Annotated in this window: 12 protein-coding genes; 4 read left to right on the top strand and 8 right to left on the bottom strand. The window is 40.1% G+C overall.

Annotation, left to right across the window (positions count from 1 at the left end):
* Positions 1–28: 28 nt before the first annotated feature.
* A complete protein-coding gene (locus CWC16_RS01230) occupies positions 29–1,252 on the bottom strand; it encodes an alkaline phosphatase family protein (RefSeq protein WP_138540170.1) in 1,224 nt (407 codons plus the stop codon).
* 192 nt (positions 1,253–1,444) lie between these two features.
* Here CWC16_RS01230 and dgt point away from each other — a divergent pair, with 192 nt between their 5' ends.
* Complete coding sequence (gene dgt / locus CWC16_RS01225; protein ID WP_138540174.1) at positions 1,445–2,911, top strand: dGTPase; 1,467 nt, start codon at positions 1,445–1,447, stop codon at positions 2,909–2,911.
* 166 nt (positions 2,912–3,077) lie between these two features.
* Positions 3,078–4,688 (top strand): cell surface protein, encoded by a 1,611-nt coding sequence (locus tag CWC16_RS01220; protein WP_138540169.1) that lies wholly within the window; start codon positions 3,078–3,080, stop codon positions 4,686–4,688.
* Positions 4,689–4,910: 222 nt separating this feature from the next.
* Here CWC16_RS01220 and CWC16_RS01215 read toward each other — a convergent pair whose 3' ends face one another.
* From CWC16_RS01215 to CWC16_RS01185, 7 genes are all read right to left on the bottom strand, one after another.
* The gene (locus tag CWC16_RS01215; protein ID WP_138540168.1) at positions 4,911–5,471 is read right to left on the bottom strand and encodes a hypothetical protein; all 561 of its coding nucleotides are present in this window, start codon (positions 5,469–5,471) and stop codon (positions 4,911–4,913) included.
* A 1,524-nt stretch (positions 5,472–6,995) separates the two neighbouring features.
* Complete coding sequence (locus CWC16_RS01210) at positions 6,996–8,090, bottom strand: Fic family protein (protein ID WP_138540167.1); 1,095 nt, start codon at positions 8,088–8,090, stop codon at positions 6,996–6,998.
* Between the two features lie 531 nt (positions 8,091–8,621).
* Positions 8,622–9,755: a DUF1570 domain-containing protein gene (locus CWC16_RS01205; RefSeq protein ID WP_138540173.1), complete on the bottom strand. Its 1,134-nt coding sequence runs from the start codon at positions 9,753–9,755 to the stop codon at positions 8,622–8,624.
* Positions 9,756–9,757: 2 nt separating this feature from the next.
* Positions 9,758–10,231, bottom strand: a complete 474-nt coding sequence (locus CWC16_RS01200; RefSeq protein ID WP_138540166.1) for a hypothetical protein — start codon at positions 10,229–10,231, stop codon at positions 9,758–9,760.
* A 655-nt stretch (positions 10,232–10,886) separates the two neighbouring features.
* Positions 10,887–11,222: a hypothetical protein gene (locus CWC16_RS01195; protein ID WP_055020497.1), complete on the bottom strand. Its 336-nt coding sequence runs from the start codon at positions 11,220–11,222 to the stop codon at positions 10,887–10,889.
* Positions 11,215–11,766, bottom strand: coding sequence for a hypothetical protein (locus CWC16_RS01190; RefSeq protein WP_055020498.1), 552 nt, complete (start codon positions 11,764–11,766; stop codon positions 11,215–11,217). The genes CWC16_RS01195 and CWC16_RS01190 overlap by 8 nt, the downstream gene beginning before the upstream one ends.
* Before the next feature lie 130 nt (positions 11,767–11,896).
* Entirely contained in the window at positions 11,897–12,772 is an 876-nt protein-coding gene (locus CWC16_RS01185) for a nuclease-related domain-containing protein (protein WP_138540165.1), read from the bottom strand.
* A 605-nt stretch (positions 12,773–13,377) separates the two neighbouring features.
* Here CWC16_RS01185 and CWC16_RS19830 point away from each other — a divergent pair.
* Positions 13,378–13,536: a hypothetical protein gene (locus CWC16_RS19830; protein WP_171037607.1), complete on the top strand. Its 159-nt coding sequence runs from the start codon at positions 13,378–13,380 to the stop codon at positions 13,534–13,536.
* On the top strand, positions 13,537–14,373 hold the full coding sequence (locus CWC16_RS01180; protein WP_138540164.1) for a DUF6997 domain-containing protein: 837 nt from the start codon (positions 13,537–13,539) through the stop codon (positions 14,371–14,373).
* The last annotated feature ends 3 nt before the right edge of the window (positions 14,374–14,376 follow it).

Below are 14,376 nucleotides of genomic sequence, written 5' to 3'. Positions count from 1 at the left end.
TAGCGACACGTTTAGCCCCGCAAAATGATTAGATATTATTGCGGATTGGTATAATAGCTGGCATAAGAGTTTTACCGTCGCCATCTATTTTATTTAATAGCTTAAGCCCCATTACCTTTGCAAGCACTGGGTAAATATCAAGGTTATTTACTTTTTCAAGGCTTAGCCCTTGTTTAAACGCAGGCCCTATCGCAATTAATGTGGCTGCCATATCGTCGGTGTAAGCATAGCCATGTGTACCTAAGTACATTGCTTTGCCCTCATTAGTAAACACCGCAGGGGCATTCGTTTGCGCAACAATATCGCCTACACGCGTGCCTTTATTGTAATGATAAGCCGCTAATTGCTGATCATTTAACACCGTATATCGGCCGTTTGCTGCATGCTGTAAGGCTTGTTTGTAAGTTGCAATTTGCTCGCTTGTTACCCCAGGTTTTGCATAAATAAGTAAACGCGGCCCCGTATTTTTAACTATAAAGTTATCGCTTTTAGGCAAGGTTGTAATATCAATACTTTGCTCAGGGTCCACATGCGCCATACCGTGATCAGACACAATAACAAGGTTAATATCTTGCTCTAATTTACTTAAACGCGCCTGCAATTGCCCCATAAGGTCATCTAATTGCTTAACTGCATCGCGTGTTTGCGGCGCATCGGGCCCAAACTCGTGGCCCATGCTATCAACCAACGAAAAATAACTTGCCACAAAACGCGGTCGCTGCGCTTTAGGTAAGCTTAGCCATTGAATTATTTGATCTACACGGCCTTGGTACTCACTGTATTTAGAGTAATGAAAGTAATAGTCTGGCGTCATACCATTAAAGCGCGCATCCGACTCTGGCCAAAAATAAGTAGCCGACTTTAAGCCCTGCATTTTAGCTAAATTCCAAAGTGGAATACCGTTGACCCAGGTGCTGTCGTTTTGCGCTTTACCCATGCTGTAACATTGGTTTTTACGCGCTTTATCACAAAATTTATTATCTACAATGCCATGGTTCACCGGCAACAACCCAGTAATAATAGAAATATGATTAGGAAATGTTTTTGTGGGATAAACAGGCATTAGCTTTTGCGCGCGTACACCTTTAGCAGCCATGGCTTTTAAATTAGGTGCGCCGTGTTTTTCTATGTAATCCCAACGCATGCCATCTATTGATATAAGTACAACGGTTTGCTCTTTTGCCGCATAAGCCACGTGGCTGGTTAACACTAAAAGTGCCAACATTATCGCCTTTAAAAATACATACTTCATTACAAATACTCACCTACATTAAAATGCGTTAAATACTGAAAAAATATAGCTTTATAATACAATCGCTAAGCCTTAAATGATACACACACCTGTACCTAACTCGCCTAGATGTATATATTAACAAGTAAGTATTTAAAACGAATGACAACGCGCATTTACTTTGCCAGTCGTCACCACTTAGCAAGGATTCAGATGACTATCGACTTTAGTAAAAAAATAACCCCAGCGCGCATGTATCGCACCACCGCAAACCTGCAAATGGCAATGGAAAGCGACCGCGGGCGCATAATTAACAGTGCTGCTATTCGCCGCCTACAGCAAAAAACCCAAGTGTTTCCGCTAGAGCGTAACGCCGCGGTGCGCTCGCGCTTAACCCACTCACTTGAAGTACAACAAGTAGGGCGTTTTATAGTACAGCGTATTTTTGCCAATTTAAGTTTTGATCAGCAAACCGAGTTTGGTTTAAAAGGGCTAGAACGCCCGCTCGAAAGCTTGGTAGAAATGGCCTGCCTAATGCACGACATTGGCAACCCACCCTTTGGACACTTTGGCGAAGCCGCCATAAATCACTGGTTTAATAACAACCTAACAAGCGTTACACCTGCGCGCTGCCAAGAGCAAAATACCGGCATAGGGGTTATTTTTAAACACTTAGCGCACGATATTTGTAACTTTGAAGGCAACGCCCAAGGCATACGTATCATTCATTCACTGCTGGGCTTAAACTTAACCTATTGCCAAAGCGCAGGCATTTTAAAATACACCCGCCCTGCAGGCTTAAACCCAAAAGACATACCGCAAAATAAAAACTACTTAATGAAAAAAGTAGGTTACTACTACAGTGAAAAAACCTTTATAGAGGCACTACAAAACGAGCTGGTTATAGAGCCATACTGCCGCCATCCGGCCAGTTACATTATGGAAGCAGCCGACGATATTTCGTACTGCCTAGCCGACATAGAAGACGCCGTAGAAAAAGATATAATAACCACCGAGCTGCTTTGCCAACAGTTGAAAAGTGAATATAAAAAAGCCCTAATAAACCTAACCATTGACGACACCGAACACCTAAACTTTGTAGATAAAGCGGTAGATTACGCACTAGAGCGCGCCAATGCACAGCCTTATAATTTTAACAGTGAGTTTTTTATATATCTGCGAGTAGCCCTGCTCCACCCGCTTGTAAATCACGCCGCCAAGCGTTTTATAGAGCACATTGAACCTATTTACCACGGCGACTTTAACCAAGCCCTGCTAGAAGATAGCAGCCACTTGCATGCGGTTACTAAAACCTTAAAACAAGTGGCGCTTAAGCATGTGTTTTCTAACAAAGAGGTAGAAAAACTAGAACTGCAAGGCTACCGCATAATTAATGGCCTGCTCGACTGTTATAAGCCACTGCTGCAACTTAACAGTGACGACTTTAAACGCGCACTCAATGGCGACTCACGCTTATTAATCGAATCGCGTTTGGTTAAAAAGCTCTCTAAAAAGCACTTAAATAGTTATCAGCACGCCATAGATGCCATGCAAGAAGAGCCCGACCACTTTGCCGCTTACGAGTTTTACTACCGCTGTAGGCTAATTCAAGATTACATAAGTGGCATGACCGACCAATTTGCCTACGATGAGTTCCGCAGCCTAATGGTGATTGATTAACGAGGGACTTTTACTTATCTCACTAGGTTACAAACCTAACGCCACGACTTAATTGCCCTTAGATTGAACAAATTTCAATCCGCAAAGGTCAACACGCCTTTAGTGCCTAGATATATTTTAATTTTGCGCTTAAAATCAGACTATTGATACTTAAGCGCCGTGTTTTATGATTATTAGACTCTCTCAACTTATTTTTTGCTTTGCTTTATTTTACAGCAGCCAAAGCGCTGCCTATAACGAAGCCATGTGTATTTTAATTAAGCAAGAAATGCAGCAGTACAGTAATAATAAAGCTAGCCAGCAATATCGTAAGGCCGCACGCGATTTTAACAGAAACTGTAATAAACCTAAGCAAGTACAAACGAAACCGGTAACGCCCCCAGTGGTTGAACAAGAGCCAGAACCGCTAGCACTTACTCCTGAGCAAGAGCAAGCGCTGCTTGAGCAAATAAATGCAGCAGAAGAAGCCATAAAACAAAGTGCAAGCAAAGCCACAACAACCACTCAACCTACTCCCCCAATAAGCGAGCAAAGCCCAAAAATTAATAAAGATGCAGCAAGTGCGCCTACACCCGAACTTGCACCTAATAGCAGCGAATTAACACCCCCAATTACCCAAGCAGAAACGCAGCCATCGGCACCTAAAACGGCCCTAAAAACAGAGCCTAAAAAAGAGCAACCAACGGTCAATACTACGCCAAAACCGGCACCAGTAATTATACCTGCGCCGGTTGCAGAGCCGCCAAGTTCATTACTGTTACCAAGCTTACTACTGCTTATTGTGGTATTAATTGGCGCTATGGTGGTTATACGTTTACGCCGCGCAAAACAAAACAAGCCCGAGCCGCCAGTTGCGCCAACCCCAAAGGGCACGCTTGCTAAAAATAGCAATATAAGTACAAAGCACGTAACAGCGCCCAAAGCCGCAGACCAAGGTGATGAGCTTACTAAGCCAGTTTCACACACGGCTGCAGCCCAAATTGAGCCTGAACCAGTAAGCTCTAATACGCCTATAAGCGAGGCAACAAACGCACCAATACCTGCAATAGAGGCCGAGCCACAGCAAGTTAAACCAGAAGAAGATGCACCTGCCCCTGAGCCTAAAAAAGTAGCGCCAAAGCCAAACACCGCCGAGTTTGAAGCCGCCGCTAAAAACACATTAGCACGTATACAAAATGCAAACGGTTTTGCAGAGCCCGAAGTTAGAGAATTTGACCCAGATGCGCCTTCGGTTAAGCGACCCCGTAAGCCGCAAAGCAGTGCGGTTGAAAAATCAAAAGCCGAGCCTATTGAAGAAATTAAACCACACGAGTCAACGCTTATAAACGAACCGGCCGCGCCAAGTAACCCGATTACCGAGCCAAATACCAGCGCGCACCTGCATACTGGCGATAAAAACAGCGAGCTTGAACAAACGACGCTTAATAGCGAGCACGACTTTAAAGAGCCCGAAGTACGTACCTACAACCCCGACGCGCCATTAAAGGCAAGTAAAAAGCCTGAACCGGTAAACGCATCAGTAAAACCGAGTGGCGAACCCTCTTTAGATACGCCGGCGCCAGAGGCTCACGAATCACCACTTACGGATGAACCAGAGCCGAAAAGTGCGCCCAAGCAAACAGACTCTAGCAACCCATTTGCCAATTTATCGCTAGATGAAAGCTGGGACCCAAATTCAGATAAAAAGCCCGTAATAGAGCCAAAAAAGAAAGCGCCTAAATCTCAAGCCTTAATAGAGGCAGAAGAGCGGGCAAAAAACATGAAAACAAAAGATTAGCGAGCATGTTACTGCTTTATATTGATAACTTTTAACGCAGTGAGTGCGCTTAAAATCAAAAGAGTAAACATGCTTTAATAAAAAGCTACAAACACATAAAAGCGGCTAAAAAGCCGCTTTTTTTTTGTTTAAAAATATAGAGTTTAAGCTTAATTAAACGCGCTATTGTAAGTATGAACTTAAGAGTGGAAAATGCGCCTATTGCGACTAAACATGCGTTGTTTAGTTATTAGGGAGCATATTTTTAATGTTTAAATCGTATTGCAAAATACCATCGTTATTAACCGCCACACCCGCTAATTGCACAGAATGATTAGCAAATTCTTCCGACGCTGATAAATCGGCTAACACGCCAGCAATATCTTCGTGCTTAGGTTGCCCGTCGGTTGCAACAATGCCCGCATTACAATCGTTTTGCTTACATTCAAAGCTGTATAAAAATAACGACTTTTCAGCAAAGCTGTTTTGCACTTTGTTTAAAAATACTTGTTCTGACTGAGTTATATCAACCTGGTTTAGAGTATTAACAGCGCCTTCAAGCTCAGAGTATTCACCCACCTCTTGCGGGGTAATAACTATTTGCTCGGTAAGGGCCGTGTCATTGTTGTTGGTTATACCCTGGCTACTTTGCATTGCTTGTATATCTACCACAATTGGTTGAGCAGGCTGCGTGGCTGTGGTGTTAGTTATTGAAGAGGTATTTTGAGCCAAGGCGGTCAAATCGTTTTTAAACACGTACAAAGTTGCAGCAGTAATAGCGCATGCAATGAGTAATTTGTTCATAATACTTCCCTCCTTTAACCAATTTACGCAATACAATTAAGTAAAATGCTTTTTAAGTGTAGCTAATGTTAATATTATGTTTTGTTTGGGTGTGTACTGTCAATCTTTAATACTAGGTCGCCCTTATTAAAAGCACAATTTAATAAATGTTAAAATTTAACATCATCCCGTTAAACCCATATCGCCACACTATAATGTTAGCAACAGCTACGCGCTTATTAGCAACTGGCTTATAGGTTATTTATTTGTAACAATCTGTAAAAGGCAACACCTTTTATGACAACCTCACCACTAAAAAGTTTACAGCGATTGTTACAAAAACTTAAATAAATTACTCAAAGTAAAAAAACACAAAAAAGGCACTAACATAAAGGCGCGAAGCTTGCTTGCATTAAAGTAGCAGTAGCGTGCCTCGCGTTTTGTCTTGAATTTTTTTCGGCATAAAGCCGCTGCAACTCATTAATTTCACCACCGAGCGCACAGAGGCGCTGCGCGCCACACGGAGAAAACAATGGGAGCATTTCTCCTGTTCTTCTCCTTCACTTCTCGGTGGTGACATAATCAATTTTTAAACGAAAACTATGCGCGCCTACCACTAACTTAAAATACTGTTTTGTAGAGCGAATTCTTACTTATGTGGTCATTTATTTAATCACTAACGCTCTAGCTCTAAAAGCGCAGCGCCTTTTAACCTCTTTGTGAATAATTGGCTTAACTTGTTTTTCACCACCGAGGGCACAGAGGCGCTTCGCGCTACACAGAGAAAATACGGGGATTAGTTGGTCACTTCTCACTGGTGACATAATCACTTTTAAACGTGTCTACTGAGAATAAGCATTGCGCGTAGCAGGAACTTACCTCCCGTTTGTATTAAATGTTTTCGCGGCATAAAGCCGCTGCTACTAATTAATTTCACCACTGAGGCACAGAGGCGCTTCGCCTACACGGAGAAAACACAGGAATAAATAAGTCACTTCTCCTGTTCTTCTCCTTCACTTCTCGGTGGTGACATAATCACTTTTTTAAATGAAAACTATCCGCGTCTACCACCAAATTAAAATACTGTTTTGTAGGCAGAATTCTTACTTATGTGATCATTTATTAAATCACTTATGTTCTAGCTCTAAAAGCGGAGCGTCTCTTAAACCTATTTGTGAATAATTGGCTTAATTTGTTTTTCACCACCGAGGGCACAGAGGCGTTTCGCGCTACACAGAGAAAATACGGGGATTAGTTGGTCACTTATCACTGGTAACATAATCACTTTTGAACAGAATCAATGCGCGTCTACAAAGTTAAATTGTACGCTGACGTGAATGTGGTGCGTAGGCGCGATTTTATATCGCGCTTGTAGATGTAGAGCTTGCTCACGTTAGAAGCGCAGCTTCTAAATTACGTTACTTTCACGCATTATTCGCCTCAAAAAATGAGGCAAATAGCATGTTTAATTGCCTCACCTTAGTGTCATCGTGTTTGAAATAGTATGGCTTTGAATTATAGATAAAAGCTTTAAGCTTTTTAAAATCATTTGGCTATTTTATAACGAGTACTGCGACCACCCGCTGAGGTTTTCTTTATATAATTCAGTGTTTGTAAATCTGATAAGTGGCGCGTCGCCGTCGCACGACTTACCTTAGCCACTTTTTGATACTGACTCGCACTGATGCCCTGCTCAAATTGGCCATCAAGTAATTTATTAAGCACTTTTACTTGCTGTTCATTTAATCTGGTTTGATCTTTTTTAAACCAATAGTTAGTTTTAGCGACAGTTAGCTCAATATTCTTCAAGGTAGATTTAATTGCCTTATTGAGCGTATTTAAAAACCAGGTAATCCACTGTGTAATGCACAAATCACCACGCTGTGTTGCCTCTAAGAGCTCGTAATAGCCTTTTCTATCTTCTAAAATTGCCACCGACATCGCATAAAACCGTATAGACTCTTTATGCTCTTGAGCAAGCGCTAAATCTGTAATAAGACGAGTAATACGCCCGTTACCATCTTCAAGTGGGTGTAAGGTTACAAACCACAAATGAGCGATAGCAGCACGAATAAAAGGATCTACCTGCGGGTCGAAACTAGTATTAAACCAATTGAAAAAAGCTGTGAGTTCATTTTCAATAACTTCTCTCGGTGGGGCTGTAAAATGTAATACGGGTTTATCTAATCGTCCTGATACCACTTGCATTGGCTCGTTGCCACGTAATTGACCGCCCGCTATTTGAGTGAATAACCCGTGTTCACCTGCAAATAATAAACGATGCCAATTCAACATACGTTCTAAATCAAGCGGTGTATCGGTGTTATTGATTGCATCTAACATGATCTCTGCAAGGTTATCGCTTTGCACTGTGGTTGGATAAGGCTGCTCATCAATGTGGAGTTTTTTTGCAAGTGACGAACGCACAGAAAATGCATTAAGCTTCTCTCCCTCAATGGCACTTGAATGAATTATATTAGCCAACAAAGTATCAAGCGCTTGCTGTTTTTGCTGCGTACTTGGTACTCCCATACGACCAACCAATACCCCTTGGTTAAAACAAAGCTCCCTCAACAACGGCGCAAGCTGTTTTTCATCCCACGTAAAATTCGGCCAATCTTTTTGCTGCCATATCCACATAAGCGTTTGCCCTAATATTAATTAGTTACAGTTTACGCCATATAATTGCCTCATACAATGAGGCAATTAAGACGCTTAATTGCCTCATTGTGGAGTTTGCGAGGTTAAGGCTAGCGAGTTTGAAAGGGTAAAGTTTGCGAGTTGAAATAGTGACGAGCTTGTGTAAACAGTCTAGCACCTAGTCACTTCCCTAAAATCTAGCACCTTTATCTTGCCTGTGATTGTTTTAAAATCATTTTCACCACGGAGGCCCCAGAGACGCGTCCTGCACCGAGAAAAAGTTAATAAAACCATATTTGCACAAAGAGCAGTGAGTGAGGATAAATGAGAAGGCAAAAGATTCGGGTAACAAGCCGCGAGCAACGGGCTATAAATTCAAACTAGCCACTAGCGCCGTTAACCTAGAGCCTTTTACCTATTCACACCGCAGAACTTGCTCACGTTAGAAGCCTAGCTTCTCATTACTTAATAAATTAACACCGTAAAAGCCCAGCTTTTAAAACGCCAACAAGTTGCGCGTCTAACAAAAAACTAAAATTTATGTGGCTTAAATGGCGCTTTTAACCATTTTGAATAATCATGATTAAACGCAGGAAACTGTTTAAATAACATCGCGTTTAATTGAGCTTTCGAAAGCTTGTTACAGGGATTTTTCTGCTCTGCCAGCATAATATTTTTAAGTAATATTCTGCCTGATTGAGTATCCATTAAAAAATAAATTGCAGCCCAGCTACTAGCGTAAAGAATACTACTGTCGCCTTTTTGCCACGTATTATTTAATCCCGTTAACCGATTAAGTCTAAACACCTTTTTAGTAAGCTTATTATTACGTACCCAGGTTTGATTTGGCTCTACAATAGCAGTTTGCATATTGTTATGGGTAAACTCAAAATACTCAGCAAACCCTTCATTTAACCACCTAGGCGTGTACCCTAAAACTGCTTTATTAATGGCATGCACTGCTTCGTGCACTGCCGTTCTCATGGTGTTTTGTTCGCCACTAAAATTAATAAACGCAGAGTTAGTTGCATGAAAATACATTCCTGCTGTATTTTCTGGGTTGCCGCCATTGTTCATAATAGCGGTGTTATAAGCCCTACGGTTAGGTAATACCGTTAAATTTAGCTTTACTTTTTTTAAGGCATGCGTGCCAATAATTTGTCCATACACCTTAAATACGGTATTGAGTTTTACTTGTAGCTTTTGACTAAATGAAGGCGGCAAATTAGGTGTGTTTAAAGTAAGGTCAAAATAATCCAGCGGCTCAGAAAAATTACTCTCGTACGTTGCGACAGCAAAGTTAGGCTTAGTATCACTAAAATGCGCAACTCCCGCCTTATCGGTCCAAGTGTATATATCGCCGTTACGTTTATATTTTACTTCGCCTAAAGATACATCTGTACATTGTGTTTTATCTGCTTGAGGCGAGTGGTTCTGTGCAGGTACAAAAGAGCTGCTCGCTGGCGTTTTTATAGGGTTTACGGGTTGTGATTTAGCTAATGGCTTACTTGGCTGAGTTACGTTTAAATCGTTGTAAATACGCTTAACTTCACCTATCGGGTCGTGATAGTTAAACACTCGCCCTGTAAAATGATTAGCAATAAGCACTGATGCAATAAGCATCACAACAAACATAAATACTATACGAAACTTACTATTAAACATAACTACGGGCGGCTCTGCCATTGGGTTTCAAACACTTGCTTTTGCGCCACTCTGTACTCGCTACACCAAACAAAATCGCTTGTTTCCATTTCTTTTTTACGACACCGCTTAGGTAATTTATAAAATTTAGACCACGCCTCAAGCTTAGCTTTGTTTTTATAGCTGGCACTGTGCAAAGTCATGTTTGATACCTTTTGATTAAGTAACCAGTTGGTATTTACTGAACGTGTAGCATGTGGACGGTATGAGTGATTACTCTTTTTAGATTTATTGCAGTGTTTTGCCAATTGGCTAAACAACACTTTGTCGCGAGCCGTTAATCGCTCACCTTTTTTAACGCTATAACCTTGCCTAAATTGAGAGCGAATAGATTCACGCTCCTTTTTTATGCTTGCGCACTTACTTTGCGTGTAAGCCTCGCCTGCATAAGCGTACGTTGAAATAAAACTAAGCAAAACTAAAATCCATTTAATCATTATTCACTCCTTTAAATAACACCTCAAATAAGTGTACCTATTTAAGGTTAGCAGTGCATTAAATATTGCCCTTGTTTTGCCTCATTAGTACTTACCGTTTAGGAAAAATTAGCCGCAGAGTTGGCTCAAGTTAAATGGTCGATGTTCAATTTGGTTTGTAGACCTCGAACTTGCTCACGTTAGAAGCGCAGCTTCTCATTACTTAATGGATTAACACCGTAAAAGCGGAGCTTTTAAAACGCCAACAAGTTGCGCGTCTACAAGGTGAAATTTTACGCTAGCGTGGATGTGGTATGTGGGCGTGATTTTATATCGCGCTTGTAGACGTTAAGCTTGCTCACGTTAGAAGCGTAGCTTCTCATTACTTAATAAATTAACACCGTAAAAGCGGAGCTTTTAAAACGCCAACAAGTTGTGTGTCTACCAGATTAAATTTTTACGCTGGTGTGGATGTGGTCTGTAGGCACGATTTAATATCGCGCTTGTAGACGTTAAGCTTACTAACGTTAGAAGCGCAGCTTCTTATTACTCAAACGATGTATAGCACAAAGAGAAAAGAATGAGGAGTAAATGAGCAGTGAAACCTTTAGGCGCAAAGCTTGCTCGCGCGAGAAAGGCTAAAGTTTGTATCCAGCTTTAGCTTTTTATTGCAAATTTACAGCCCCATGCCTGCTAACTTAATTTTTGTAGCATAGCCTCTTGCTGAAAACACCTTACAAACATGGTAAGCAGAATCATCTTTATCAGAAGATAATCTATACGCTATTTTGGCGAGCTCTTTAGCAACATACATAGGAGAAGCAGCCAACCCTTGTGGCCTTGGTACAAAGTTCATAGCCTTTGTACACTCTTTAGATGAAGCTAACATCTCCCAAACTAACTCAATCACTTTGTCATTAATCTCTATTTGACTAGCTGTGCCTTTACTAAAAAACACCTCTAATATCTTTTTTACGTCCTTGTTATCAATATCTTCATATTTTTTAGACATCATCCATTCCTTTGTTAAACATTATTTTTATCAGCAATTCTTTGCTTGCGTCGGTTCCTATACCAATAAACTCGTTAGGTTTACCTTCTTCAATATAAGTAATATAGTTTTTATAAGCCGAGTTATTCACATCAAAATCAAAGAAATAAACCCCACCTTTGTCATATTTTATGCCGCTAGAAGTCGATTTTAAAAGGTTCTGTTTTTGGGCTTTAATATATTCGTTTACAGGTTCACCATAAGGTGCATATATAGATAAGAGGAGTTCTCTCACTGTCAATTTATTGCCTGCAACAAAGAAGTGTTTTTCATGAGTGAAGTTTTCATCTTCAAATGAAATATCAATATAAGAGCCATCTTTCTTTATTTTATAACCTACGATATTGCCTTCAATATCAATCGCTTTTTTACAACCATCAAAGGGGGCTATTGGCTTTACTAATTGATAAATAGAGCGATCTTTGCCCTGTAAGTCGCAATCTAAAATAGCTGCATTTACATGAAGCGAGCATAGAACTAAAAAAGAGAAGTAGATTATTTTCATTTAAATCCTTTTAATTAAATACGTTCCTATTTTGATAATATCTGTTTTTTTTATGTACAGCAACCACCACCTGATGAATACATTTACTTCATAATCTTAATAGAATTGCTCGCCCAAAAAAGTGTAGCTTTTAAATTGCTTTACTTTCATGCAGTGATCGCTGAATCACTTGATAGCAAATAGCACGTTGCTGTTCTTGGCTTAAGCTAATATGTCGCATTGAAAGAATCGTTTTAACTAATTGTTTATGAGAAACGATAGGGAATTCTGGCCTTTGCTTTAGCTCTACAAACCAACCTGGAAAGCATAGAATTGGCAAAACTTGGGTATTGAAGCCCGTTGCCTCTTGCAACCATTTATTCACCCAATTAGCCTGATTTTGGGCTTGCTCTAACGGCTTACTTTCAAACCAAGAGGGAAACGCTAAACGATTTTTCTCAAATTTAACTTTGTAATTTGTATCATCTTTTATTCGCTTGTACCTGCCCTTTGTTTCAATAGCAAAAATACCATTTGGCCCTACCACTAGGTGATCAATATTAAACCCATCAGCTTGTATATCGTGAAACACTTGGTACCCATGTGACTGTAACTCTATAAGCTCCGATGCAACGGCAAGCTCCGCATCTCGCCCAAGTTTAAGCTTTATCAAAAGGTTTGATTTAACCCACAGCTTTCTTGCTACATAAACTAAACCCAATGCAATTAAAATAACCAAAAAGTAATTTAACTCACCGCTGGCAAATACTTCAGCTATCCCTTTAATGGCAAAAGGCATCGTAACGATCAACGCAGATAAAAAGATGAGCCCTATTACATCAACAATCTTGTCATTTACTTGTTCACTAAGTGTTTGCGCAGCAACACGTTTGAGTTTTTTTCGTTCAACAGGTAGTTTGGCATTTTTTTGATGAAGCCATATTTTGAGAAACAAAACACCTAATAAGGAATAAACACTACCTACAATAACTAAAAGGCTTAAACCTTGGTTTAATAAATCATCCATGGGGAGTTCCTATAATCACAATGTTTACGTTATACCTTAAAAACAGGTACATGTCGCTTAATTCAAACTCCGTACAATCTATTCAACAAATTTCACCTAAACACCTGTAAATGCCGAGCTTGCTCACGTTAGAAGCGCAGCTTCTCATTACTTAATAAATTAACACCGTAAAAGCCCTGCTTTTAAAACGCCAACAAGTTGCGCGTCTACAGGTTATATCAAAGTGTTCTGTTAAAACTCGGCGTAAGCGCGAAGCTTGCTCGCGCTAAAAGCAGAGCTTTTGAAATAATACAAACAGTTCATAAATATCGCGTTGGCGATGGCAACCAAAGAGAAGTAACCGCCGACTTCTCTTTGGAATCTCTCGGCGCCCCGAGGATCACATTATTCCCTCAATTTAAAAAATGATATGAACGTAACCAGCGTAGATAGGCCATCCATGGCCAAGCTACGCTTTTAACAGCATCCATGCTGTTAATTACTCATCATTAATTCAATTTCGGATGTGATCACGGGGAGATGTCTTAGCTGTAGCGTTTAAGCTAAATTTGTCGATGTACTTAGAGTTAGGTATATTAAATTGATACGTAATTTGAGTAACTTAAATGGTAAATAAAAAAGGAAAATGGCTTTCAAGTAAAGAAGCCCTAAAACATCTTAAAATAACAGACTGCGAGTTAATGCATCGACGTGAACGTGGCGAGCTTAAGTTTGAAAAGCGCGGACGGGCGTACTTTTATTATTTTGAAATCAAGGATGAATAAGTGATATTTCATAATTTACTGCAAGAAATGCAAGCCAATGAGCAAAAAGTGTCTACTCCTCAAAGCTTTCAAAAATATTTAAGTACCAATAATTTAAAAGCCAATACTGCAACATCAATATCGATAGATTCAATAAAAAAGCTGCCAAAAATTTTACGAGATTATAATACGATGGTACTTAGGCTTGGTTCTCGCTTAGGCGATAATCAAACTTATTTCTCTCTTGTAAAATCAAATGATGTAAACGATTTCTTTTTTAACGATCAAGCGCTGTTTGGTCAATTACAACCAGAGCTATTTTTACCAAACGTATCAATAAGAAGCTTATTTGCATTTCAACTACTTCCTAAAGTTACCGAAACCTCCGTAGTTAATTTAGCTATAGCGTCAGGGCTAATGGCTGAAGCACTTAACTTAAAAGATGATAAAACAATAGTTGTTCCAGCAACGGGGCAAAGTACATTCACGTTTAACTTTAAGCCACTCGCTAACGAAGATATTGCCCTTGAGCATATAAATGGCCAAGTTGAAATCGACGCTGTATTTGTTGCTAAGCGAGACGGTAAAGAACATTTATTTGTAATAGAAGCAAAACATGGCGATAAGTTTGATTCACTAGCAAAACACAAATTGCTTTACCCCAGTTTAAGCCTACTACAAAAGCTGCCCTCATCTATGCCTATAGTCCCTGTTTACTTGAGAAGTATAAAAACAGAAAAAGGGATCGACTTTTATATTGCTGAGTGTCCTTGCATTGTAAATCAACAAGATGAGCTATATAGTTTGGATACATTAAGCCCCTGTAAAGTGCAGGCACTACACCTAGCAAATTATTAACCT

This window comes from Pseudoalteromonas sp. S3776, from assembly GCF_005886915.1.
Classification (GTDB): domain Bacteria; phylum Pseudomonadota; class Gammaproteobacteria; order Enterobacterales; family Alteromonadaceae; genus Pseudoalteromonas.
Note: the sequence above shows the minus strand (reverse complement) of the source record. Positions and strands in the feature narration are given on the sequence as shown.

Bases quoted from the DNA above. Each gene is read 5' to 3' on its own strand.
- CWC16_RS01230 (WP_138540170.1), bottom strand. From the start codon at position 1,252: ATGAAGTATGTATTTTTAAAGGCGATAATGTTGGCACTTTTAGTGTTA.
- dgt (WP_138540174.1), top strand. From the start codon at position 1,445: ATGACTATCGACTTTAGTAAAAAAATAACCCCAGCGCGCATGTATCGC.
- CWC16_RS01220 (WP_138540169.1), top strand. From the start codon at position 3,078: ATGATTATTAGACTCTCTCAACTTATTTTTTGCTTTGCTTTATTTTAC.
- CWC16_RS01215 (WP_138540168.1), bottom strand. From the start codon at position 5,471: ATGAACAAATTACTCATTGCATGCGCTATTACTGCTGCAACTTTGTAC.
- CWC16_RS01210 (WP_138540167.1), bottom strand. From the start codon at position 8,090: ATGTGGATATGGCAGCAAAAAGATTGGCCGAATTTTACGTGGGATGAA.
- CWC16_RS01205 (WP_138540173.1), bottom strand. From the start codon at position 9,755: ATGTTTAATAGTAAGTTTCGTATAGTATTTATGTTTGTTGTGATGCTT.
- CWC16_RS01200 (WP_138540166.1), bottom strand. From the start codon at position 10,231: ATGATTAAATGGATTTTAGTTTTGCTTAGTTTTATTTCAACGTACGCT.
- CWC16_RS01195 (WP_055020497.1), bottom strand. From the start codon at position 11,222: ATGTCTAAAAAATATGAAGATATTGATAACAAGGACGTAAAAAAGATA.
- CWC16_RS01190 (WP_055020498.1), bottom strand. From the start codon at position 11,766: ATGAAAATAATCTACTTCTCTTTTTTAGTTCTATGCTCGCTTCATGTA.
- CWC16_RS01185 (WP_138540165.1), bottom strand. From the start codon at position 12,772: ATGGATGATTTATTAAACCAAGGTTTAAGCCTTTTAGTTATTGTAGGT.
- CWC16_RS19830 (WP_171037607.1), top strand. From the start codon at position 13,378: ATGGTAAATAAAAAAGGAAAATGGCTTTCAAGTAAAGAAGCCCTAAAA.